The sequence below is a fragment of the Gammaproteobacteria bacterium genome, assembly GCA_015709615.1.
Taxonomy (GTDB): domain Bacteria; phylum Pseudomonadota; class Gammaproteobacteria; order Burkholderiales; family Nitrosomonadaceae; genus Nitrosomonas.
Genome location: CP054179.1, coordinates 324,673 through 347,648 on the forward strand (window position 1 = coordinate 324,673; position 22,976 = coordinate 347,648).

At 45.7% G+C, this 22,976-nt stretch carries 33 protein-coding genes; 23 read left to right on the forward strand and 10 right to left on the reverse strand.

The features are described 5' to 3' along the window. Positions 1-349 precede the first annotated feature (349 nt). The 6 genes from HRU77_01600 to HRU77_01625 all read right to left on the reverse strand — a co-directional run bounded on the left by HRU77_01600 (position 350) and on the right by HRU77_01625 (position 4,632). Entirely contained in the window at positions 350-574 is a 225-nt protein-coding gene (locus HRU77_01600; GenBank protein QOJ19502.1) for a hypothetical protein, read from the reverse strand. Positions 575-1,744: 1,170 nt separating this feature from the next. Continuing rightward, positions 1,745-1,972, reverse strand: a complete 228-nt coding sequence (locus HRU77_01605) for a hypothetical protein (GenBank protein ID QOJ19503.1) — start codon at positions 1,970-1,972, stop codon at positions 1,745-1,747. An 8-nt stretch (positions 1,973-1,980) separates the two neighbouring features. After that, the gene (locus HRU77_01610) at positions 1,981-2,628 is read right to left on the reverse strand and encodes a hypothetical protein (protein ID QOJ19504.1); all 648 of its coding nucleotides are present in this window, start codon (positions 2,626-2,628) and stop codon (positions 1,981-1,983) included. Next, on the reverse strand, positions 2,615-3,520 hold the full coding sequence (locus HRU77_01615; protein QOJ19505.1) for a hypothetical protein: 906 nt from the start codon (positions 3,518-3,520) through the stop codon (positions 2,615-2,617). Before HRU77_01615 ends, HRU77_01610 begins: the two co-directional genes overlap by 14 nt. 6 nt (positions 3,521-3,526) lie before the next feature. Further along, positions 3,527-4,345, reverse strand: a complete 819-nt coding sequence (locus HRU77_01620) for a hypothetical protein (protein QOJ19506.1) — start codon at positions 4,343-4,345, stop codon at positions 3,527-3,529. 26 nt (positions 4,346-4,371) lie between these two features. Beyond that, complete coding sequence (locus HRU77_01625) at positions 4,372-4,632, reverse strand: helix-turn-helix domain-containing protein (protein QOJ19507.1); 261 nt, start codon at positions 4,630-4,632, stop codon at positions 4,372-4,374. A 10-nt stretch (positions 4,633-4,642) separates the two neighbouring features. On the opposite strand from HRU77_01625, the gene HRU77_01630 reads away from it, so the two are divergent. The 21 genes from HRU77_01630 to HRU77_01730 all read left to right on the forward strand — a co-directional run bounded on the left by HRU77_01630 (position 4,643) and on the right by HRU77_01730 (position 17,782). Further along, complete coding sequence (locus HRU77_01630) at positions 4,643-5,110, forward strand: helix-turn-helix transcriptional regulator (protein ID QOJ19508.1); 468 nt, start codon at positions 4,643-4,645, stop codon at positions 5,108-5,110. 66 nt (positions 5,111-5,176) lie between these two features. Beyond that, complete coding sequence (locus HRU77_01635; protein ID QOJ19509.1) at positions 5,177-5,557, forward strand: hypothetical protein; 381 nt, start codon at positions 5,177-5,179, stop codon at positions 5,555-5,557. A 15-nt stretch (positions 5,558-5,572) separates the two neighbouring features. Then, positions 5,573-6,202: a PEP-CTERM sorting domain-containing protein gene (locus tag HRU77_01640; protein ID QOJ19510.1), complete on the forward strand. Its 630-nt coding sequence runs from the start codon at positions 5,573-5,575 to the stop codon at positions 6,200-6,202. Positions 6,203-6,402: 200 nt separating this feature from the next. Beyond that, entirely contained in the window at positions 6,403-6,705 is a 303-nt protein-coding gene (locus HRU77_01645; protein ID QOJ19511.1) for a hypothetical protein, read from the forward strand. 331 nt (positions 6,706-7,036) lie between these two features. Then, positions 7,037-7,366: a hypothetical protein gene (locus HRU77_01650; GenBank protein ID QOJ19512.1), complete on the forward strand. Its 330-nt coding sequence runs from the start codon at positions 7,037-7,039 to the stop codon at positions 7,364-7,366. Positions 7,367-7,608: 242 nt separating this feature from the next. Next, the gene (locus tag HRU77_01655) at positions 7,609-8,583 is read left to right on the forward strand and encodes a YqaJ viral recombinase family protein (GenBank protein QOJ19513.1); all 975 of its coding nucleotides are present in this window, start codon (positions 7,609-7,611) and stop codon (positions 8,581-8,583) included. Between the two features lie 14 nt (positions 8,584-8,597). Continuing rightward, the gene (locus HRU77_01660) at positions 8,598-9,551 is read left to right on the forward strand and encodes a recombinase RecT (GenBank protein QOJ19514.1); all 954 of its coding nucleotides are present in this window, start codon (positions 8,598-8,600) and stop codon (positions 9,549-9,551) included. A gap of 6 nt (positions 9,552-9,557) precedes the next feature. After that, positions 9,558-10,310, forward strand: a complete 753-nt coding sequence (locus tag HRU77_01665) for a hypothetical protein (GenBank protein QOJ19515.1) — start codon at positions 9,558-9,560, stop codon at positions 10,308-10,310. Continuing rightward, positions 10,282-10,482: a hypothetical protein gene (locus HRU77_01670; GenBank protein ID QOJ19516.1), complete on the forward strand. Its 201-nt coding sequence runs from the start codon at positions 10,282-10,284 to the stop codon at positions 10,480-10,482. The genes HRU77_01665 and HRU77_01670 overlap by 29 nt, the downstream gene beginning before the upstream one ends. 33 nt (positions 10,483-10,515) lie before the next feature. Further along, on the forward strand, positions 10,516-11,559 hold the full coding sequence (gene rdgC, locus HRU77_01675) for a recombination-associated protein RdgC (protein ID QOJ19517.1): 1,044 nt from the start codon (positions 10,516-10,518) through the stop codon (positions 11,557-11,559). A 2-nt stretch (positions 11,560-11,561) separates the two neighbouring features. Continuing rightward, on the forward strand, positions 11,562-13,301 hold the full coding sequence (locus HRU77_01680) for an AAA family ATPase (protein ID QOJ19518.1): 1,740 nt from the start codon (positions 11,562-11,564) through the stop codon (positions 13,299-13,301). Continuing rightward, positions 13,298-13,504 carry a hypothetical protein gene (locus HRU77_01685; GenBank protein QOJ19519.1) on the forward strand — a complete coding sequence of 69 codons (207 nt, stop codon included), beginning with the start codon at positions 13,298-13,300 and terminating at the stop codon, positions 13,502-13,504. The genes HRU77_01680 and HRU77_01685 overlap by 4 nt, the downstream gene beginning before the upstream one ends. Then, a complete protein-coding gene (locus tag HRU77_01690; protein ID QOJ19520.1) occupies positions 13,501-14,178 on the forward strand; it encodes a hypothetical protein in 678 nt (225 codons plus the stop codon). The genes HRU77_01685 and HRU77_01690 overlap by 4 nt, the downstream gene beginning before the upstream one ends. Further along, a complete protein-coding gene (locus HRU77_01695; protein QOJ19521.1) occupies positions 14,175-14,555 on the forward strand; it encodes a hypothetical protein in 381 nt (126 codons plus the stop codon). The genes HRU77_01690 and HRU77_01695 overlap by 4 nt, the downstream gene beginning before the upstream one ends. A gap of 28 nt (positions 14,556-14,583) precedes the next feature. Next, complete coding sequence (locus HRU77_01700; protein ID QOJ19522.1) at positions 14,584-15,045, forward strand: DUF1643 domain-containing protein; 462 nt, start codon at positions 14,584-14,586, stop codon at positions 15,043-15,045. A 175-nt stretch (positions 15,046-15,220) separates the two neighbouring features. Further along, on the forward strand, positions 15,221-15,472 hold the full coding sequence (locus HRU77_01705) for a hypothetical protein (protein ID QOJ19523.1): 252 nt from the start codon (positions 15,221-15,223) through the stop codon (positions 15,470-15,472). Then, positions 15,469-15,702, forward strand: a complete 234-nt coding sequence (locus tag HRU77_01710; protein QOJ19524.1) for a hypothetical protein — start codon at positions 15,469-15,471, stop codon at positions 15,700-15,702. The genes HRU77_01705 and HRU77_01710 overlap by 4 nt, the downstream gene beginning before the upstream one ends. Next, positions 15,699-16,121 carry a hypothetical protein gene (locus HRU77_01715; protein QOJ19525.1) on the forward strand — a complete coding sequence of 141 codons (423 nt, stop codon included), beginning with the start codon at positions 15,699-15,701 and terminating at the stop codon, positions 16,119-16,121. Before HRU77_01710 ends, HRU77_01715 begins: the two co-directional genes overlap by 4 nt. A gap of 432 nt (positions 16,122-16,553) precedes the next feature. Beyond that, positions 16,554-16,973 (forward strand): hypothetical protein, encoded by a 420-nt coding sequence (locus tag HRU77_01720; GenBank protein QOJ19526.1) that lies wholly within the window; start codon positions 16,554-16,556, stop codon positions 16,971-16,973. A gap of 30 nt (positions 16,974-17,003) precedes the next feature. Next, a complete protein-coding gene (locus HRU77_01725; GenBank protein QOJ19527.1) occupies positions 17,004-17,198 on the forward strand; it encodes a helix-turn-helix domain-containing protein in 195 nt (64 codons plus the stop codon). A gap of 26 nt (positions 17,199-17,224) precedes the next feature. Continuing rightward, a complete protein-coding gene (locus HRU77_01730) occupies positions 17,225-17,782 on the forward strand; it encodes a GIY-YIG nuclease family protein (protein QOJ19528.1) in 558 nt (185 codons plus the stop codon). Here HRU77_01730 and HRU77_01735 read toward each other — a convergent pair. Beyond that, positions 17,779-18,984, reverse strand: coding sequence for a tyrosine-type recombinase/integrase (locus tag HRU77_01735; protein QOJ19529.1), 1,206 nt, complete (start codon positions 18,982-18,984; stop codon positions 17,779-17,781). The two genes, HRU77_01730 and HRU77_01735, sit on opposite strands and share 4 nt — an antisense overlap. A gap of 449 nt (positions 18,985-19,433) precedes the next feature. Between HRU77_01735 and HRU77_01740 the strand changes: the two genes are divergently transcribed. Both HRU77_01740 and HRU77_01745 read left to right on the forward strand, forming a co-directional pair. After that, on the forward strand, positions 19,434-20,930 hold the full coding sequence (locus tag HRU77_01740) for a YdiU family protein (GenBank protein ID QOJ19530.1): 1,497 nt from the start codon (positions 19,434-19,436) through the stop codon (positions 20,928-20,930). A gap of 35 nt (positions 20,931-20,965) precedes the next feature. Then, complete coding sequence (locus HRU77_01745; protein QOJ19531.1) at positions 20,966-21,349, forward strand: VOC family protein; 384 nt, start codon at positions 20,966-20,968, stop codon at positions 21,347-21,349. Between the two features lie 332 nt (positions 21,350-21,681). Here HRU77_01745 and HRU77_01750 read toward each other — a convergent pair whose 3' ends face one another. Genes HRU77_01750 through HRU77_01760 form a run of 3 tightly spaced genes read right to left on the reverse strand, consistent with a single transcriptional unit; the run spans position 21,682 to position 22,905 of the window. Beyond that, positions 21,682-21,867, reverse strand: coding sequence for a DUF3330 domain-containing protein (locus tag HRU77_01750; protein ID QOJ19532.1), 186 nt, complete (start codon positions 21,865-21,867; stop codon positions 21,682-21,684). Positions 21,868-21,923: 56 nt separating this feature from the next. Next, positions 21,924-22,469, reverse strand: a complete 546-nt coding sequence (locus HRU77_01755) for a hypothetical protein (protein ID QOJ19533.1) — start codon at positions 22,467-22,469, stop codon at positions 21,924-21,926. A 16-nt stretch (positions 22,470-22,485) separates the two neighbouring features. Next, positions 22,486-22,905: a hypothetical protein gene (locus HRU77_01760; protein ID QOJ19534.1), complete on the reverse strand. Its 420-nt coding sequence runs from the start codon at positions 22,903-22,905 to the stop codon at positions 22,486-22,488. Between the last annotated feature and the right edge of the window lie 71 nt (positions 22,906-22,976).

The following is a 22,976-nucleotide window of genomic DNA, read 5'->3' on the forward strand; positions in this document are numbered from 1 at the left end:
GATTCGCACGGCTTCTGCATCCTTTTTCTAGTCGCTTCGTTATTTAGCGCAACCAAACCACAGCCAGAGCAGTAAACATATGAACATATCTTTTTAGTAAAACTATGCTGTGTTGTTTTGAATGCTTTTTGCTTCGCTTCGTAAACCTGCCGTTTTGTTGCCATACTCACCTCAAATTTAAAAACCAAGTCAGAAGCTGGCCAGATTGGTTACTGGCAATAACAGGCGTTCCAACGTCCATTTGCAGCGCGTATCCTGTCAAGTTATTCATGGCTGCTTTCAGACTCCACTTCGCTGTCCTATCCAGCGTGCAGCTTCCTTTTTGGCCACCGTGTAGCCGGTGGAACGCTTAAAATGTTTCTGGTTTAGCTACAGAACGAATTGCCCACATAAAACCTTGCTGCAAGTTAGTTTTTCCCAGTGCTACATTACGTTTGTCGGTTGAGTCTATATCTTCCAATTTCTGTATAAATTGCCCGCATTGTTCTGCAAGCGCTTTGCCTTCATTAATCAGATCGATTTCTTCCTGAGTTAAATCTCTGTAACCTTTAATATGCTTATGCTGATTGTCCATCTATCATTCTCCAAGTTATTAAATCCCAGGGCACTTACGCGACCCTGGTTACGTTCATTGAATCCAGAAATTCATCTGGTTGTTAGTGGCCGGAGCTGTACATCTTTACCCGACATGTTTGCGTTACAAGGTAAGTTGCGATCTTTTCCTATCAAACGGAGGTTCCTTCTGCACGTCAGCTTAATCGTGCATTCACTAACAAGTCATATGCTCTAAAGGCGGAAAGCGGTTCCGGTATCTTGGACAGTCCCAAAGTCACGTAGGGCATTGCGCCGACGTGCTGCCGGTGCGATCTTCTCGGCTTGTGACAAGAGCACATGCTTCTTAATGCTGCATTCACTAACAATTAAGGCGGCTGGGCTTGATACCAGCTATGCCTAGTCTTATTGCTTGCAGCATCGAAACAAGCCGCTACCGCTTGTGATCATCTGCCGAGTGTCCTATCCACGCCGCGCCTTAATTGTTAGTCCTAGCTCTTACCCGGCTAGGTTAGGTGTTGATTTGAAGTTCCTATGATTTACTAAAGGGCTCTAGAACCTTTCGGGACTGCCCTGACTTTCATCATAGCCATCACCAACATAGAAACGGAATCACCCTGCGACTGCGAGCCAGTCAGTAATTCCATGTTGCTCGCTTCTATGTTAGCTCTACATTAGGGCAGTAGACGCCTATTGTCTGTTAAAATAACAATCAGATAAACCGCTGAATACTAATAGAATCCCAAAAACTGGCCCCCCTATACCTATAATCACAGATAGCATCCACCAAGCATCCTGAAATTTTTCCTTTTCTTTTATGTTCATATTGTGCGTTCTCTAAGATCAATTTTATTAATTAATTAACAACATGTTAGCCATCCGTAACGTGGATGAGACGTGTTAGCCCTTGGAATCGAACCAAGCTACACCGGTGCGGTGCCGGTCGTGTCACGCCAGATACAACTTACTTAACTCGAGTATTTTCGTCGTACCCTCAACACTATCATCACCAGATTGATAGACTAACAAGTGATTGAGACTGATGTTGCAGCCTGGATTTGGACACCTTCCAACTCGGCACCAGGCCACAGAAGAAATCACCTTCTGTCTTGTCCTTTCCGTCGCTGATTAGGCGATCCGTAGAGGTTGGCTATTTCGCTCACAATCTCAATCCTTGTTAGTGCCTGATACCTCACAGGCTCTTTGTTAAACAAGTCTCACCAACTGGAAACCAAGGCGTATCTGAATCAGATAAAAAATATCGAACGCGATTATCGCCGTGGTATTCCTCCCATATTTCGATACCAAGAATTTTGCGTTTTCCAAAATCGACACCCTGCGGGTTTGTGTAATTAACTTCATCTCCGATTGAGAACTTTGGATTAATCGCCGCTATCACTTTTTTTACTATCTTGATCATGTTTTCTCCTATGCAACCTCAGTTTTATCAATCAATCGAAGATCAGGAACAGCTTTGCTTGCCTGCTGAAATCCGATCAGCGGCTTATCCGTTCCGCCGGTGATCACACGCTGGCATTTATCCGTGTCTCCAATCATCACGAACGGTTCCAATTTCAAGCCTTTGCTGCTGTTGTAGGCATTGGCTATTCCGGTCAATACAGCCGGATATTCCGGAATTTCGCTACGTTCACGGAATCCCCGGTACCGGTTTTCAAATTCCTTCGCTACGAAAGGCCATTCATCCTCGTTTTTTTGTCCCAACGGTATCCATCCGCCCATGTCATGCAATACCCGGTGAATCAGTGGATCATCGAAAACAACGTCGACGTAGCAGCCCTTGTGACGAACCGCTTTGTCGACCTTCGCCCAGGCGATCAATGCCGCGTCTTGCGTTGATCCTTGCAGCATGCGGATGATGTCGGCAGGCTTCGGTAACCACTTCCCGGATTCCGTGTTAACCACGTGCCGGCCGAATGCTTGCGTAATCGCCGCTAGGTCGTACTGTTTCAACGCATTCCACCAAAGATCGAGAGCAAAATCATTGATTTCTTTATCGTAAAAACTGTAAACACCTACCAAGCCATCATGGAATTTTTGAAAGTCATGTTCCGTCATTTTGTGCCCTCAGTTCGGGTGGTTTCCAATTCCTCGTCGATTCTTTGTTTCGATTCAAAAGCGCATCCGCCTTGTTTTGAATCGTGCCTTGCAGCACCTTGTCCTTTGCCTGAGCTGCTTCGGTGCGCTGGCCTTCCACGATGCCCAGGACGTACTTGAACCCCTTCTGCTTGTCCTTCGCGGTCCGTGCTGCGTGCATGAATTCGTCAATCGTTGCACCGGATTCGATCAGCATCAAAAGCTTAGGGTGTGCCGGGTTTAAATCGATAATTCCAACTTTTTTGAGTTCAAGACACACGCTTGCGCCCGGTGTTGGTTCCCTACTCTGTTGGGAGGGATAGACAGTGTGTGTTATTACAGTATCTTTGGAATCAGGAATCAGAGAATCAGGAATCAGAGAATCAGCAGGGCTTGCATGGTGCTGATCATGTGCTTGCACTGTGCTTGCACTGTGCTTGCATTGTGCTTGTTCAGTTTTTGTGCTTGATTCATTGTTAACCAATGACTTAACCAGTGAATACTCACCGGTTACCATGTCATTTTTACGCGTATTTACTTTGTAATATCCGTTCTCATCAGGCAATACGCTGTCTTGTTCTCTGCCGTGCGGATTTTGGTGTTCAAGAAACTGAGGAATACTTATTACTTTTTTGTTGTCTGCCGTATACCGTTTTATAAATCCTCGACACTCTAGCTCACCAAGCAACTCGTCAATGTCGATTGTGTCAGCAGGGAAAATTGCCATTTTTATTTTTTTCGGCCTATCCTCTAATCTACCTTCTCTGTCAGCTAGCATCCATAAACCTGGAAAAATCAGGCGCGCTGCATATGAGCATTCAACCAAATCCTCGTTTGTAAAAAACCCTGGCTTTATATTGCGAGCTCTAGCCATTCTTACTTACCAAAAAAAACAGCCAGCGGCAAAGGTGAGTAAGCCACTGGCTGTATAATGCGCACAGCGTGGTGCGCTGGTCCTCGTCATAATCTGGCCAAATGACCAACCGGAACAGTTAGGGAATCCGGCTGGCCTTTGGGTTAAATTGCAATCACGTTTCAACACACCGACCAGCTTCGAGCTGATTCTGACACCGGACTCGGCCGGCGCACGCGATAAGTGGTTTCCTTTCATTAAAAGGAGGGCCGTACGAAATCTATTCATTTTTTTTGATTTTGGCTTCTCGTGCATTGATTTGACCTTGCTCTTAAGTTCCATCAAGCTGGCAATGCACTGTTGAATATCATTCTCTGTTTGATTCAATTCCTCTGAATCAATGATTCCATCGTTTTCGAGAGCATTTTTTAGGTTGTTCGCTAAGATGCCTTTCTTGCTGATGATTTTTAATATCTGAGCAAGCAATGCATCATCATTAATATCATCGGAATCACCTGGAATTCGATACGCCACATAACCGTGGCGCCACATAAACGACCTTATAGCCAGATCAACCATTTGATCGCGCCCGGAATCGGAGAGCAATTCAATGATTTGAGATGCTTCCTCGTAATTCAGGTGATGAGAATCGACCGCGCGCCGAAGTTTTTTGTAAAGCACGTTGGGCGAAATCCCCATGCGTGCCGCTAAAGCTTCAACCCCACCAGGATAAGACCTGGCGGCGATATAAAGCGCATCGTGCTTATTCAATTCGTTGTATTTGCAAGTCATTGGCAAAACCTCTTTTCTATTGCCGTATTCATATAATGTTTTTCGTGCAAGCATGTAACCATAGAATTATCGGGGGATTGTCATGCTGCTTTTTTTGAGTCTTGTTTTAATTCTGGCCACCATTTTTGCCAGTCGTCCGGGCGCAGATCGATCCGCGTCATTGGATCGAGTGTGTCAGCCAGCATTGATTCGATCCTTCTGCAATGTTCGCTTGGTATTCCGCTAACACCCCAAGAATGAATAGCTCCTTTAGACACATTGAACATTTTTGCCAGATCGGTTTTTCTGATCCCGAGAGCGGTAACTATCCGATTAACAATAATTTTTTTACTTTTGCTCATGATTAATTCTTTGAATATTCAAAACACACAGGCAAAGGATAGTTTTTCTATACCTAGAAGTCAAGAAAAAATAGATTGCAATCGTTTAGAATATCTATACATTAACCACATGAATGACATTGCAATCAATATCCCGGACTTCATTAAAGCGGTTAGGGCAAAGCTCGGATTGACACAGCTTCAGCTCGCCGATCTGATGAATTGCACGAAAGGGAATATCAATTCATGGGAAAAAGGACGGCACGAACCTTCTTACAGTCAGCTTGTAAAGCTCTCAAGAAAATCAGGGATCCCATTGCCGCACGATCAGGACAATCAATTGGCTTTAATGCTTGGTGTTAACCTGGATGAACTGGATATGGATCAAGTAGAAATAATAAAAAGTACAACCAAAATTCCAAAGGGAAACAGACTCCAGGCACGAAAAATCATTGGAACTTTTACTGAGGATGATCTCGAAAAAGAACTCAATAAATGAAGATGTTGTATTTCTTTCTGACTGGTGCAAAGTAGAACGATGCAGATGCAAAACAGGCAATGAGAAATGAAGAACATCGCAAAACAAATCACAGCGATTATTTTGATCTTAATTACCCCTGGCTGCGTTTCGATGTATGCAGATCCCGCTACGCGCCAGATACAGAATAAGCAAACATCAAATTATGGCCTGTGCGAGAAATTAACTATGGCGACACTGGCGCCAGCGGTAATAAGGGAAGAGTGGGCTAAGGAATTGGAGAGCCGTGGAGAAGATTGCAGCAAGCATGCCGCGACATTGAACAATGTACTGATGAGAAAAAAACAGCTCTCTGATAGCGGCACAAGGAACTACGTTCAGCCTGTTTTCCCGCTGTCCGGAACCGGACCGCAAATACACACAAACTGCAATCAACTCGGAAACTTTGTTAACTGCACCTCGCAGTAAAATATTAGGAGCGATATGATGAATAACAAAAAAATATTATTACGATCTTTAAATGCCGCGTTGCTTAGCGCGATTTCCTTTAATGCATGTGCCGATCTCATCACTTTCGATGACATAGATACGTCGATAAGTTCTGCGTTGGTGCCGGACAATTATCGCGGTTTTGAGTGGAGCAATACTTTTGTGGCGATAAACGGAACTAAGCCACTATGGGTGGGAACGGGTTATGAGCATGGCATGGTATCCGGACCAAATGTCGGCGTAAATGGCGGCGGTGATTCGGTCTACTTTTCAAGCAAAACCCCGTTTGATTTACATTCTATGTACGTCACAAAGGCATGGCATGACGGAATTACTCATTTTGATGGATATATTGGAACAACGCTCACCTACTCTGTAGATGTATTTTCAACAACACTAGCACCAACTTTCGTCACATTCGATTGGAGCGGAATCAATAAAGTGGTTATGTCGGACGGCGATTACACCATGCAATCGGCCATTGACAACATAGATTATGTATTGCTTGACCCGATTCCGGATCCTGCTCCAAATCCAGTTCCAGAACCACAAACTTACGCAATGCTTATAGCTGGTATAGGAATACTAGGCATCGCGCGAACGTATCGAATAAAAGCGTCATAGAAACGCTTACTCATCCAAATTAAACCCGCTTCGGCGGGTTTTTTATTGCCTAAATTTTAATCGAATAAGAAACCGTAAGCAGGAAGTATATTTTTTCTTGACTTTATTTGTATATATTTTCTATACTATAAACATCAACCAGCCACCATAAGTCGTGAAAGCAGGTGAGGTTGATAATCAAAACTACTTTGGAGAATCTCATGAAAAAAATTGTAATTGCTTTATTGATGTTGATTGCCGCGCCGGTTATGGCGGCTGACTACTGGAAAATGACCGGTGTCATGGCGGTTTATTCCGGCCAGTTTGGCAGTCCTTACTCAGCGCCAATAGTTAACGAAACACGCTATAAATCAGAAAAACTGTGCGATGCGGCAATCAACCAGATCACCCAGTCTCACCCGAGATACACATCAATAAACAGCGAAGGCGTGATGCTGCCAGCAAGTAAAGCCACCAACGGCTGGGTTGCTGTCGCGGCTGCTTGCATCAAACAGACTGAATAATCCCAAGGCTACCTCCTTAAGCCGTGCACTCGGTGGGGCCTGTGGAATCCAGGCGAACGAATCAACTAACAGCGTGAGGTAAGAGATGATCAAGTGCAGGGTGCAAGTGATAACAAAAGATTTTAGATACCACTATTCCGGAATATTTCAATCAACGTGGCATGCGATGGTGGATGCCGCGGCAAAGGTAACCAATCCCGTGCGATTGATAACTGTGCAGGTGATCCGGAATATTTCAATCAACGTGGCATGCGATGGTGGATGCCGCGGCAAAGGTAACCAATCCCGTGCGATTGATAACTGTGCAGGTGATCAAATGAGCATGCCAGTCATGAAATTATCACAGCAAGCCGTGGCGCTTCGCATCCGCGAAAACGAGTGGGACGCCTTGGAGCGTGATCTGGATAATCTGGTGTTAAACCGCAGCTATCCACTAGATATTCCAAAAATGCTTGAGTGTATCCAGGAATCGCTAACAAAGCGGCAAGGATTCATACCGGCAAACACTATTGAGCACGTCAATATTCAGCAGGATGTAAACGTGCTCGAAGCGCTAATTAACAACATGACGCTGAATCATGAAACGGATGGTTTGATGCAGCGCGCAGTGAAGCTGGAAGATTTAAAAATCGCCGTTTCAAAGGTTGGACTGACGGCATGAAAAACGATTTTAAATCATTGGTTGATGCGGTTTTTGCGATCTGCGCGCTGTTCTTTGCTTTATCACTGACACATGACTAAGCAACTATCCAATGCTGACCATGCTTTCAAACATGGTGTTGCAGCATATGACAATGGCTGCCCAATAAGCAGCAATCCGTACGATAGAGAGCATGAAACAGAATTGTTCGTTTCATGGCTGGACGGATGGCGGCATGAACGAAATTATTATGAGGGGGAATTGTGAACGCACAAATTGAAGAAGTTTTGGAGATGGATCGCCGGACATACATCGGCGGCAGCGATGTTGCGGCTATTCTTGGCGTATCGCCGTGGAAGTCAAAATTTGCGCTGTATCAGCAAAAAATAAGTGAATGGCAGGATGAAATTACGCCACAGAAAGAACGGATTTTTGCTCGCGGCAAGCGCTGGGAACCGGTCGTAATGGAAATGCTGATCGATGAGCTGGAGGATCGCGGCCATGAGGTTCGTGTAGTGGCGCGAAACAACCGGATTAAAGACATCGATCATGATTTCATCGCGGCAGAAATCGATATGGAATTAATGGTTGATGGCGAATTGATCAACGGTGAAATGAAAACCGTACACCCGTTCGCTGCGAAAGATTGGGGAGAGCCTGGAACCGATGAAATACCGATTTACTACACGGCACAAGTGCTACACGGGCAGATGGTGGCACGCAGGAGCAAAACCGTTGTTGCTGCGCTGATTGGTGCCGACGACCTGAGGGTTCACTTCGTCAATCGTGACGAAGAGATGATCAACATTATCCGGAACGCTGAAGTTGAGTTCTGGAACATGGTGCAAAACCGTATTTCGCCTGATCCGGTGACTATCGATGACATTAACCGGTTATACCGGATCGACTCGGGGAAAATCATTGAGGCTGATACAGAGTTGTTTACGCTATACACCGAGCTGGTGCATGTAAATGAAGATTTGAAAGCCAATGATGCGCACGCTGAAACGCTTAAATCACGCATCAAGGCACGAATGGGTGAAGCGGCATTGTTGATGCATAACGGGCAAAAGCTGGTGTCGTGGAAAACTAACAAGGAAAGCAGCAAAACTGATTGGAAGCAAGCATTTAATTTCGCGTTCTCATCTCCAGAATTTGCACAAGGATTAGGAAGAGATGAAGTTATAAAAAGATTCACTGACACAAAACCCGGCGCAAGACCATTTTTGTTGAAATAAATTAAGGAAAAATCATGAGTACAGCAGCATTAAAAACAGCAGTTAAAGGCGAAGTTTTAGACAAACCAAAAGACATCGGTGAGTTATCGAAATTTCTGGCAGGACGCCTTGGACAAATAAAATCGGTTGTAGCAAGCAATGTAACACCTGAAAAAATGGCCCGGATTGCGCTGAACGAATTACGCAGCAATTCCTATCTGGCAAAAATAGCATTGCAGAACCCTGCAAGCTTTGTGAATGCTGTCCTGCAAGCCTCTCACCTAGGACTTGAAATTGGTGGAGCGCTTGGCCAAGCGTATCTTGTCCCATACAAGGGCGAAATAAAAATGATGCCTGGGTATCGCGGACTTATATCGCTATCCAGAAGATCGGGAGAGATCAGCAACATCAATGCCTATGTTGTGTACGAGCATGATGAGTTTGACATGGAACTCGGGCTTGAAATCAAAGTACGCCACAAGCCAAAAATTACAGGTGCGCGCGGAGAACCAGTACTGGTTTACATGATTGCTCACTTTAAGGATGGCGGAAATCACTTTGAATGGATGACCATCGATGAGGTTATGAGCATTAAGGCGCGTAGTTCTGCGGTGAAATCTGGCGGACAAACACCGTGGGACACTGACCGCGATGAAATGATTAAAAAAACCGTAATCCGTCGCGGCTGGAAGTATCTTCCAATGTCGATTGAAATGATGAATCTTGAGAAGATCGAAGCAGCAACAGAGCAAGATAAAAACGTAATTATTGACGGAGATTCTTTCATTATCGATGGATCAACAGGCGAAATAGTTGAAACAAAACCAACCGACGAACCAAAGCAAATCACACACGATCAGCCAATTGTAACCGGCGAAATACCTTCGGAGGAAGAGCAGGAAGCCATTAAGCGGAAATTGATCGCCGAAGCAGAAGCAGAAAAAGCAGCGGGCGATAAAAAATCAAAGCAAAGTTTTAACGTGGAGTGATCTACCGTGAGCATGCAACAACAAAACAAACTGCTTCAATGGTTCGGAATATGCCCACCTGGATTTTCTCCTGATGTAAAATCAGTCTCGCGCAAAGGTAACTGCATCATAGAAGATCGACTGAAGCCAACACGGGATTTAAGAAAAGATATTCAGGCAAAGATAGAGAGCGGAATTGTCGGGCGCGGAATTATTTACAAAGAGCTTTTGAAAGAAGGGAAAATTCCGGTTAAAGACGGCAAGCCAATGGAAATAAAAGCATTCGGATTGCATCTTGCAAAGGTAATTAAAAAACTGGAAGAAACGCGCAATTTTGACAAAAATTCACTTCCGTCTGGGAAAAAAGCAAAAGAAATATTGAGGCTATTTGATAGCGGAGTTTCAGAAATCGACATTATGCATGTTCACGGATTCGCGCGATGCACCACTTACGCAACCCTTGTTAAATTTGGACGAATCAAGAAAAGAAATCATGCAAACAGCATCAGAAAAGACCGGCAAAAAATGCCTAAAATAACTCAAATGCTTAAAGATGGCCGCAATATAACTGACATTTGCAATCAGTTGGGCACATCAAGGAAATACGTTAACGATGTGATCAGGTATCGCAGAAAAGCGTTCAGATTGCTCGAAAACGAATCAGCGAAAAACGCTCTCGAGCTTTGCCAGCTTATTCCGCTAAGCAATGTATATGCTGAGTCATTGATAAGAGAATTCCTGGAGCTAAAAAATGAGCCAGCAAGTACAAGACCTGTTTGATGATGAGGCGGAATTTCAGGAATTACTAGATACCGCAAAAAATAATGCAGCAAACGATTGGGAGGAAAATTTCATTGCACAGCAAATAGACAAATTCTCGCAGTTTGGGCGGCGGATGTATTTATCGGACTTGCAGCTTGAGCACATAAACCGCATTGCCGGTGATCAGTAACGATAGATTACAACTTAACAAGGACAAAGAATCATGAAAAATTTAACGATATTTAGCAATCATCCAAGTTGGATACCAGATTTTAGCTTGCTCGATAAAAATTTATCGATACCAGGAAAGCTTGGTTATTCGTGGAAAGTTTTACGTGATGGTTTGCCATACATCAGAATTGGAGAAAACATTATTTTGACGTGTGAGCTACAGAAAAAGCTGATACCGGCTCAGGTAGTAGCTGATGAAGTCAAGAAAAGATTAGCAGAATTAAAAAAAGAACAAGGTTTCAAGCCAGGTAAGAAGCAAGCGCAAGACGTAAAAGAAGCAATTCTCATCAAACTGCATGAACAAGCATTTGTGACGAGTAAGTTGATAAATGTATGGATAAACGAAAAGCACAAAACGTTATGCGTTGAATCAACTAGCAAAGGTTTGGTTGACGATGTAATTAAACGTTTGGTAAGGGATATTGAATATCACGGCAAACCAATCGAAGTTAGTAATAGTGTGATTGGTTTTATGCGCAAGATTATCTTAGATGATCATGCGATGGCAGGATCAATACTCAGAATCGGAAGCAATCTTGTGTTGCAAGATGATGAGAACAAAAAGCAGATTAGCTATAAAAATGAAGATATTGTGACTGAAGAAATAAAAAATCATTTATTCCAAGGGAAAACTCCAAAAAGAATAGAACTTGAAATAATGAGGAAATGCGTTTCTTTTGAAATTGATGAGAACCTTATCATCAGCAAAATCAATATTGATGACGTAAAAATCGAAAGATCAGATTATGAAAATGAAGATGATTATTTTGATTCGTTATTTGCGATGCATTCGGCTCAATGCATGGAAATAATCACATCGCTTTTGGATGTTTTGGGTGAAGTTGATCAATTCCAAGAAGCAGAAACAACCGAAGAGGAAATGCAGCAATCGTATGAAGATGGTTACTTAGCAGCGGCGCAAGGCAAGCAGAAAAGTGATTGCCCTATCATCCGCTCGGAATTGGTTGCTGAATGGGTGCGCGGCTTTGATACGTGGCATGAAGAAAACCAAGCCACACAGGAAGAGGTTGCTTAATCATGAAAATCAACAAAATATCATCATTCGGAAATGTGGCAGTGCGCAATGCTGAGATTAACCTACGCGCACCGATCGCACTGATCTGCGGCAGCAACCGGGCCGGGAAAACCAGCCTAAGAAACGGCATTATCCACGCTCTTACCGGCAAAACGGATACGGTATCGCTCAAGAAAGACTGGCCGCTGCTGATCAATAAGCATGACAATAATTTGATCGGCTACACACTGGTAAATTTCGACGACGACAAAACCGCTTGCATCAATCTGCACAACGGCGTTCATGAGCTAAAAACACCGCTGCATTCCGCCTTGCCATACGTGCTTAATCCGTCGCTGTTCGGCAGCATCACACCGGATGAGCGGCGCAGTCTTCTGTTCGATCTAGGAAACCTGCGCAGCGACGGATCGGAAGTAAAGCAAAAGCTTCTTGATCGCGGTTGCGATCCGGCCAAGGTTGATCAGGTGTTGCCATTCCTGAAATCAAGCTTCGACAGCGCGGCAAAGCATGCGGAAGAAAACGTAAAGCAAGCGCGCGCTAATTGGAAAGCTGTCACCGGGGAGATTTACGGCGACAAAAAGGCGGAAGGATGGAAAGCACCGCAGCCACCAGCTATTGATAATGTCTCGAAAGAAGAAGTCTCCGATTACTTGTTAAAAATAGACGCTGAACTGGACGCTGCAAATCAAGAGCTGGGGAAACTGCAAGCACAATTCAACGGTGCGGCAGCCCGCAACGCTGAAATTGTAAGACTGCGTACCGAGCACGAAAAATTTGACCGGATCAGAACCAAGCTGGACAAAGACCGGCAGGAAGTGGCTATGTGGATGGTCAAAGTTGATGACACGCGCTTGATAGCCAATGGATCAAAACCAGGTGCAATTTCTTGCTCATGCCCATCTTGCGGAACTGAGCTCGTATTTGATGGTGAAAAACTGATCGAGCGCGGCGGCGATTTGCATGGTGATGAAGATGCTGCCATGAACTTGAAAACGTATGAAGCAACTCTCGAATTGCTCAAAAAATCTGTGGCAAGCGGTGAGCGCGATCTTGTAACCGCGACTGCAGCCGGTGAAAGAATTGCGGTAATGGAAGCCGAGAACAAATCCGCTCCAGATGAACAGGCATTGGTAGCGCTTAAAGCCAATATAGAAGTAATGAAAACATCGCGCAAAGATGCTAAAACAAAGCTGGATGAAATAGAAAGAAATGTGAGACTGGCCAGCGAAGCTGAAGCAAAAACAAAAAAAGCGGCAGAGCACCATGTCAGCTTGCAGGAATGGGACAAAATAGCCTCAGCACTGGCGCCGAATGGGATCCCAAGTGAAATGCTTAGTGCATCACTTGATCCAATAAACAAAAGGATTACAGAAAGCGTAAAAAGACTCGGATTTTACGGTGATGTTTTCATCACTCCTGATATGACGATTTTGGAGGATGATTGCAAGCTGTACTCGCTGAGTTCAAAAGCTACGCGCTTGCTGATCGATTCAATGATTGCCGAGGCAATTAGCCATGTATCAGGGATCAAGTTCTTTATGGTCGACGAATTTGACCTGCTGGACATGCAAAGCCGCAGCAATTACCTGAATTGGCTGATTGAGCTGGCAGAGAAAAATGAAATAGACACGGCGATCATCTTCGGCACGCTGAAGCAACCTCCAAAACTTCCGCCGCAATTCTCGGTGCATTGGTTGCAGGATGGGGTTATTGCCGGTCATGTTGCTGAGGTGGCGGCATGAGAAAAGTAAATGCACGCGACTGGAAAACCGGTGAATTAATCCATGAAAACGTTACTTTTCATCAGTTCGGCCTTGAACTTGTAGAGTACGACACAGGTGGCCAAAGCTGCAGCGTAGCAATTCTTGAATTGCACGATGGGACTGTTACCACATGGTCACCCAATCATATTCAATTCATCGAACCTGCGTCGAGCGAATCATGAGCACACCAAAAGAACGCTCAATTCTGTTTTCTCAGCCGATGGTACTGGCTATTCTGGATGACAGAAAAACCCATACTCGCCGGATCGTTAGAAACCAGCCAGTAATTGATGAGAATGGTTACATTCGTGACAGCTATTGGCTTAATAAACCTTTTGATGGCCTGTTGCTACCAAAAATAGATGATCTCGTCATGTACTGCCCGTACGGCAAACCAGGTGACAGGCTTTGGGTGAGGGAGACATTTCAGCCATTGTTTGCCGAAGGCATTGAATATCATTCCGAAACAAACTTTAAAACCGGGGACGGATACAAAATAAGTTATCCGGCGACAGATGGAATCCTGGAATTTGTCGACCCAGACGACAACATAAGTACCGCATGCATGCCATCAATCCATATGCCGCGCTGGGCAAGCCGTATCTCGCTCGAAATAACCGGTATCCGTGTTGAGCGGTTGCAGGATATTAGTGAAGATGATGCAAAATCTGAAGGCAGTTATGTTTGCGATTACCACGGAAGAATTATGCTTGATCAGCGCAGCAATCAGGGCTGCTACAAATGGGGCTATCGATCGTTATGGGAATCAATCAACGGCAAAGGATCGTGGGATCTGAATCCTTTTGTTTGGGTGGTTGAGTTTAAAAGGATTAAGTCTGATCGGGAGGCGGTATGAACAACGGTCCTATAATTTACGTAGCGTCACGAGCCAGCATTCCAGAACGTCCGGCTATGTGGCGCGCACTTCGCGCTCAAGGATTAAGAATTTCTTCGTCATGGATTGACGAAGCAGAGGAAGGTCAAACTGATGACTTCGCCGATTTGTGGCATCGAATAGAATCTGAAATACGCAGCAGCAACGGGCTTATCCTATACGCCGAAAAAAATGATTTCCCGCTCAAGGGAGCATTGATCGAAGCTGGAATGGCGATAGGCATGGGAAAACCAGTAGCCGTAGTTCTGCCGGGAGAGCCTTTCTTTGAACCACCTACTTACCGCCCAATTGGATCATATGGTTGCATCATGATAGATGCGAGATATTTTGGACTATAGAGCAGGCCATCGCGTGGATCTCTAAACAATGATCAAAGAAACCATATTTTCACCCTGCCGCAATTACCGGTACACGCTTTACCGGGAATGGGCTCCGGGCGACAAGGTTGTGATGTTCGTGGGCTTAAACCCATCAACGGCCGACGAGGTGCAAAACGATCCTACCGTAAGGCGGTGCATCAACTACGCAAAAGGATGGGGATACGACGGCATGTACATGGCCAACATATTCGCGTTTCGAGCCACCGATCCGGCTGTAATGAAAGCGCATCATGAGCCGGTTGGAAGGGAAAATGATCATTACCTTCAGCAAATGGCGCAGAGCTCCAGCGTGATCGTGGCAGCCTGGGGTACTCACGGCGCCCACCTTGGGCGTGGCGATGAAGTAAAGAAATTAATCCGTGGTCTGCATTGCTTGAGATTGACTAAAGACGGGCATCCTGGGCACCCGCTTTATTTGCCGAAAAATTTGATGCCGGTTAAGTTTTAAATGATCTGCTACCGAGACAGGCGATTTTGCAGCCAACAATGCGCCAATCGTGAATGCTCTCGCAATTTCAACGATGACGTGCTGGCTCGCGCAAAAGCGTGGTGGTGCGGCGACAATCCACCGATAGATTTTGCTGATTTAAAAACTGATGATTGTGGGTTTGTGGAGGTGGAACATGGATGAAATTGCAGAAATGATGCTTGACGGCTCTTTGTGCAAAGAATGCGGTGCTGTTATTGGCGACGGCAATGGCGAAGGATTCGCGGTCACTTGCAGTAATTGCTTAAAAGGTAATGGCAATCCAGAAGCCAAGCAAAGAAGTAAAAAACCGAAATCAAAAATGAAACGGTATCCATGCAAGATATGCGGAAAATCATTCGCCGTAATGTCTCAGCACTTGCATCACGCACACGGGATTAAATCATGAATAAATTGCATGTGCTGCCGAATGGTAACGGAATTAATATAAGCCTTGTTACTGGCGTAATTTATGAGCCATCATCCGATTTGGTGTTAGGTTGTCGTTCAAAAGCCGCCGTGAGAATTGAATATGGTGATTCTGTAACCTATGTGATATTTGATGCGGACGCGGAAGCAATTAAATTCCGCGATGAGTTAATTGCGCTGGTTAATAGCCAACGGGAGCAAGAAAAGTGACCACATTAGATAGCACCACTGAAAGATGGGTAGATAGTTTAGGTAAAGGAAAACTTATTCTTTGCTGGGTGTGGAACTATGAAGATCAGAAACAGTATCAATTTACAGATCTAATAAAATGTTACAGAAAAGACTCAAATTATCATTATATTCCACTGAACGGAGTGGGATGGATTCATGCAAGACCTATAAAACTAGAAGAAATTAAGCCATGCTTACTAGAATTTCCCATAGAAATACAGACTATAGTTCCAGGTCAAATATTTAAGCATCCAAATTTCGGCCTGGTTAAATTTAAAAGATTGGATTATTACCACGGTGAATGTACTGCGGAATTGGAAGGAATTGAATTCCATAGAACTTACTACCAGAAAATTGAGTTAATGATGGAACTTGGTTTTACTATTATGGATAAATAAGATGAACAGGGTAAAGCGAGATTACTGCTCAAAAAACCATCATCCACGATGGAAGGCATGGACAGCAAAGTACGAATCAACCTTGAATGCAAGACTCATCGGCTATTTATGCGATTTCTGTGGGCAGAAAATTAACGATACAGTGGCGTATGGTGTTACAAATAACAATTTTATTCACCTTGGCTGGATACGCATCGTAAGCAATAGGAAAGTTGGCTATCAAGAGCACGAAGCTGCACAAAAAAGGTATCTAAAATATCTTGAAAGACGGCACGCACTGATTAGGAATCTAAGGATAAAAGGAAATCATTATGCATCAAGAACAAGTTTCACTCCACACGGACCACTTAAAATAGAACAAACACAACCTCCATCTTTATATGACAAATCAACCCATTTATATCACCAAGCAATGAGATTAGGGGATTAGAAATGAACCAAACAGAAATCGGAGAGGTAATAAAAAAAGCAATCATATTCTTACGGCTTAAAAATGCCATTCAATGGCTATCTTCACTATTTGACCAAGAATTAAATGAAGAAAATAATGACATTAAATTATATGTTGGTATGTGCGGGTCGAAATATGAGTGCAGCTACCGCGGATACGAGAGACTTCAGGTAAAGTTTCGGCTTTATGGGGATGTATATAAAAACATAGAGGATATAATCTTCTCTCCATTAATTGGCAGCCCGTTAAAAATTGAATATTTTATTTTATCTAGAAATAAATTAGGCGCTATAGTGTTCTGCGTACCCATCTCACCTTACGAGAACATCTCACTTTGCAATGGCGATAATGTTGCTGTAAGACCAGGATCATTATCTTTTAATAGAAAATTTTTGAATTAACGTATTCATTAAATAATGGTTGAAACAGCAATGAGCGAGATCATTAAAAAAACAGATCTGTTAACTACAGACGAAGCCGCTGAAATGGTTGGTGTAAAGCCTGGAACACTGGTTAATTGGCGCTGCACCAAGAAGGAAAACATTCCTTACGTTAAAATCGGCAGCAAGGTTTTTTACAGAGAAAAAGATATTCTTGATTATATTGATCAGCAGCGGGTTGCTTAATCATTATGAGAGTTTGCGGCATATATATGATTAAGCATGTCCAATCAGGAAAGATGTATATCGGTCAATCACGGAATATTTCTAAAAGATGGAATGATCACCTCCGTTACGGGAATTCCCGCATCGGAAAAGCGATAAGGAAGTACGGGAAAGAACGATTTTATTTTGAGGTTTTAGAATTGTGTCATCCGAATGATCTTAACGACAAAGAAATTTACTACATAGGTAAATTTGATTCTGTCAGGAATGGCTACAACATATTGCCTGGTGGCGGACAGTTCGATATGCCGGAATCTGTGAAGATCAGAATAGGGAATTCCCAAAGAAAACGATACGCCAAAAGACCGCCAAAGTGCTTTGTTACGTTTTCAGGTGGAAAGCAAAATGCTATGCCATTAAACGTCAGGCCAAAAATTCTCAGTACCGATCAAGTAGTGTTTTCAGATTACCAAGCAAGAATAATAATCGATCATATGTTTAAGCCACATTATCGAGATAACAAGATTGGTGCTGAACTTTGGAATATCGATGGCGCTGACAAGGAAATGGTTATAAACGCACTATTCAGATCACAACTAGCTTAGTTATTATTCTGTTTCTTCCTGATTTTTATCACCTCGGCGGCATCCTTCAACCCAGCAGCAGTTAACATAGCGCTTGTTGCTGTATTCACGCTCTCACGCACCGGATCAAGATCAAGCCGGGCATAAATAGCCGTTGTGTTTTGGTGCTTATGATTCAGTGATTTCCCTATAATAGCCAGAGACGCACCGGTTTTAGCCTGCCAGCTACCGAGTGTACGGCGAAGATCATGGATTCTTAGGTTATCGATTCCAGATCGAGCGAGTATCCTTGCCCACCCTTTTCGTGGTTCAGCTAAGTGCCCATTCTTACCGGTCCCCGGAAAAACAAACACAGCCGGTTTCGATGGTTTGCGATTCAATAAAACATGGATAGCCTCGGGCGACAAAGCCACCGTTTGCGGTGTGCCATTCTTGGTTTCCTCAATGCGCCATTCTGCCCGTTCGAAATTGATGTCTTGCCAGCGCATAGCGCAAACATTCGATTGCCTCGCGCCGGTCAGAAGCGATATTAGAACGTAATCGCGGATTACTTCGTTGTGTTCCTCGGCCAATGCAGCAAAGAATCTCGGCAGTTCATCGCCCTGGATGAACCGGTCCCTGCTCTTTTCCTTATTTCTCCGGATACCAAGGGCCGGATTCCTGTCCCATAGGTCAACCGATATTGCCCAGCCAAACACGCTTGATATAAGAGCAAGCACCCTGTTGGCGGCGATGGGTGATCCGTCTTTTGTGATTGAGCCGTGAATCAGCGATATTGATGCGCGATCGATCGATGAAAGTTTTTTATTGCCGATGCTTTTCTCAAGGTGATTGCGGTATTTCTCAACATCTTCACCCCACGTCTTTTTATTCAGTTTTGCGTGCCGGTCGATATACTCAAAAAACAATTCACTGAATTGCATCTCTGCTTTTGCGCTACGCTTAACTTCTGCCGGGTTATTTCCATCCGATATGGAAAGGTTTATCTCCATCGTTTTGCGGCGCGCCTGATCGATTGTCATGTCAGGATACCGGCCAAGCGTAATGCGTTCCGGTTCCCCGCATTTGATGCGCTTGAACACGCTGAATGTTTTTACGCCGGTGTGCGATACACGCAACTGCAAGCCGTTGGCCTTGGTATCTTGATAGGTGTCTCGTTTTCCTGGTGCCGGAATTGGAAGTGAATCAATGTCCGCTTTGGTGAAATTAAATTTTTTAGCCATCCTGGGGTTACGACGGGGTTACTTTGGGGTTACAATTTGCGCGCATTTTAATGAATTTTTATACATGCGCATGAATGTCAGGTTACCCGAAGAACGGCTTACTATCAAGTTCTAAACGTTTCTGTAAATTTTTATGAATGTCCATAAATTGCTTGGAAGCCGGACTTTTAATCCGTTGGTCGGCAGTTCGAATCTGCCACGACCTACCAAAAATAAAAGAAGGGGCTGACATAAGTGAGTGCCAGCCCCTTTTTTCTTGTTTAGTTTAGCGTGACAGATTCCATATTCACGTCATTCCCGCATCGCTTATTTTCGATTTCAGCCGTGTGATAATTCTCAAATGCCTTGAATTCGATTCCTCACATCCTGTGGGTGTAAAATGAGAACAAATTCCGATAAACAGAGTCCACTATAAAATCGACATCTCATTGAAATATCCGGCTCCGGTCATGTCACACGAACAGATTAAACCAAACACACAACCTGCTGACAACGCTGTAGGCTGGCGCTTCGACAATAGCTATACCCGCTTGCCCGATTATTTTTACGTGCCGCAGAATCCGGTGCCGGTGCGCGCACCGCAGGTGGCGATATTGAATCACGCGTTGGCCGAATCACTCGGATTGAATCTGCACGCATTATCCGCCGCTGAAGCCGCCGCGCTGTTTTCCGGCAATGCCGTGCCGGAGACCGCGCAGCCCATTGCACAAGCCTATGCCGGCCATCAGTTCGGTCATTTCACGATGCTGGGCGATGGGCGGGCCCTATTGCTGGGCGAGCATCTCACTCCGGCAGGCGAGCGCTTCGATATCCAGTTCAAGGGTTCCGGGCAGACGCCATTTTCGCGGCGCGGCGACGGTCGCGCCGCGCTCGCACCGATGTTGCGCGAGTACATCATCAGCGAAGCGATGCATGCACTGCATATCCCCACCACACGCAGTCTCGCCGTGGTTACCACCGGTGAACAAGTGGTGCGGGAAACCCTGCTGCCCGGTGCGATTCTGACGCGCGTCGCGGCCAGCCATATCCGCATCGGCACATTCGAATACGCCGCGCGGCAAGGCGGTGCCGAGGCTGTCCGGATTTTGGCGGATTATGCCATTCAGCGGCATTATCCGGATCTTGACAATATCGAAAACCGCTACTTGTCGCTGTTGCACCGGGTGATCGAGCGTCAGGCGGCGCTGGTTGCGCGCTGGCTGCTGGCAGGATTCATTCACGGCGTCATGAATACCGACAACATGAGTATCAGCGGTGAAACGATCGACTACGGACCGTGCGCATTCATGGATGCCTACGATCCGCATACGGTATTCAGTTCGATCGATCAATCCGGCCGTTACCGCTATAGCAATCAACCGTTAATGGCGCAATGGAATCTTGCACGCCTGGCCGAAACCTTGCTGCCGCTCATCGATCCGGTGCAGGAAAAAGCAGTAAGACTGGCGGAAGAAGCCGTGCACGCTTTCCCGCAAATTTACCAGAGCCAATGGATCAGCGGCATGCGCAAAAAATTGGGATTATTCAGCGAAGAAGCCGAGGATACCCAACTTATCGCCGCATTATTGAACTGGATGTACAGCAACCGGGCCGATTACACCAATACCTTCCGCGCGCTGGCATCGGAAGCTTTACCCGGCGATGCAGTGTTCCACGCTCCGGAGTTTATCGCGTGGTATGCACAGTGGCAGGCCAGGCTGGCACGTCAATCCGAATCAAAAGATAACGTGTTACGTTTGATGCAAGCGCTTAACCCCGCGATTATTCCACGCAACCACCGCGTCGAAGAAGCCTTGTCCGCCGCTGCGGAGCACGGCGACTATGTGCCGATGGAACGACTGCTTGCCGCGTTGGCCGATCCGTATACCGATGCACCGGAATATTACGATTACCGTACCCCGCCGGCACCCTCCGAACGTGTGTATCAGACTTTCTGCGGAACCTAAACAGTTTTTTGCAACAGCCTAGAGAGGAGAACAGCATGACCATCACCCTGAACCACACTATTGTGCCCTGTTTCGATAAAACCCGGTCGGCAAAGTTTTACAGCCAACTATTCGGTTTTGAGTACGTCGGTGCGTTCTCGCATTTCATCGTGGTACGCGTCAACGATACGCTGAGTCTCGATTTCGATAACAAGGAGAAATTTGAGTCGCTGCATTACGCATTCAAAGTATCCGAACAGGAATTCGACGAAATTTTTGCACGCTTGCATGCCGGGCAAATCCCTTACGGCAGCGGCCCCGGCCATGCGGACGACATGGCCATCAACCACAATTACGGCGGACGCGGCGTTTATTTTCGCGACCCGAACGGGCATTTGCTGGAAATGCTGACCGCGGATTACGTTATCCCGCCGCAATAACTGCAATTTCTACAACCTAATCGCAAAGAAAAACAGCACTATTAACAGAGTTCATAACAACCGAATTCTGTTTCGTCACCGAATGGCAGATTGACGCAGCGCTTGAACCGGTGTTCGACGCAATTATCCGTTGCCGCAATTGGCCGGTCAGGTGGCAAGATACCGAGAGAGCATGGAAAAGCGGTTATCCGGCGGTGCCGATGAGACTGGCAGCTCATCCATCCGGCGCAGGAAAATGAACTGGAAGCACATACCGCCGCCCAATGGTTTGGGGAAAAGCTTCCGCTGGATTTAATAATGCTTGCAAAAACATAACGGTTGCAATACGCCGCTCAGCTTTTCTCCGCCGGCGCGGATTGCGCCTTCTGTTTCTTCCATTGGTCGTAGCATTCAAGACCACAGTAGTAGACGATATAGTCGGTTGCCTTCACACTCGTGGCTTCGGAGAGCGGAATTTCTTTAAAACACACTTCGCACGCCACTTTCTCCGGTTCGATAATTTTCTTCTGTTCCATCATGTCAAAGCCTCCAATCAGCACGAATCGGTTTTAATTCATTCATCCGGCATTGTTGCTCAGCGCGGCGGCGGGGGCGGCGGATTGCCCGGCGGCGGAGGGGGCGGTGTAAAATTTGCCGGCGGCGCTGAAATTCTCGGGCCGGTATTGGTATTCACCGGTTGATCGCTGGTGACATTACCCGATACAGGAACACGATGACCTTTGGCATACATGCACTGGATATAGCCGATGTCATAGCGATCTTGCAGTGCGTAAGCCGATGTTGTGGCAGCACCGGCACCGGTTGCTCCACCCAGCAACAAACCCGTTCCCGCGCCTATCGCCGCACCCGATGCACCACCTATAGCCGCTCCCGCAGCAGCGCCAAGCCCGGTTCCGACCGCCGCGCTTGTCACACCACTGGTTTGCGCCGACTGCTGCGGTGTAGTACCGCCGACTTGTTGGTAGGCATAAGCTCTACATTCATAGTCATCGGCCCGGAACTGATCGAAGCTTTTACCGGAACCCGGTAATGTCAGAACGCTCGGTCCCGACGGCATGGTGACGCACGCAGACAACAAGCCCGCCGTCAGTAAAACGGATAATTTTTTAGATGTGAACATGCTGAACCTCTTCCTCTTATTGTCCGGGCGGTTGCGGCGCTACCTGTAACCAGCCGCCGGGGCAAGTTTTTATGTACGGATAATAACCATCAGGATCGCGGCAATAGTACCAATAATTGGTTTGCGGCTGAGCCTGCTGTGTTGGCTGAGCTTGCTGCTGGATATAAACAGGTGGTGTTGTCGGCACGATCACCGTCTGCGGATACGAGTAATAAGGCGGATAATAAAACGGGTAGCCGAATCCATAACCGCCAAAACCGTAACCGCCATAGCCGTAGCCACCGTAAAACCCCGGCCCGTAGTAGCCCAAACCGATACTCAAGTGACTGTGGCCATGACTATGGCCACCATGCCCGCCACTCCGAGCCCAAACACCATTGCTTGCCAGGATTAACGCTAGTGCGATTGCCGGATACGTCAGTTTAATCGTTCGCATAGAAACTCCACTGAAGCGTTGTGATGTAAAACGCAATTTAGACTGAAACATTACCGCATAATTCCATCGGT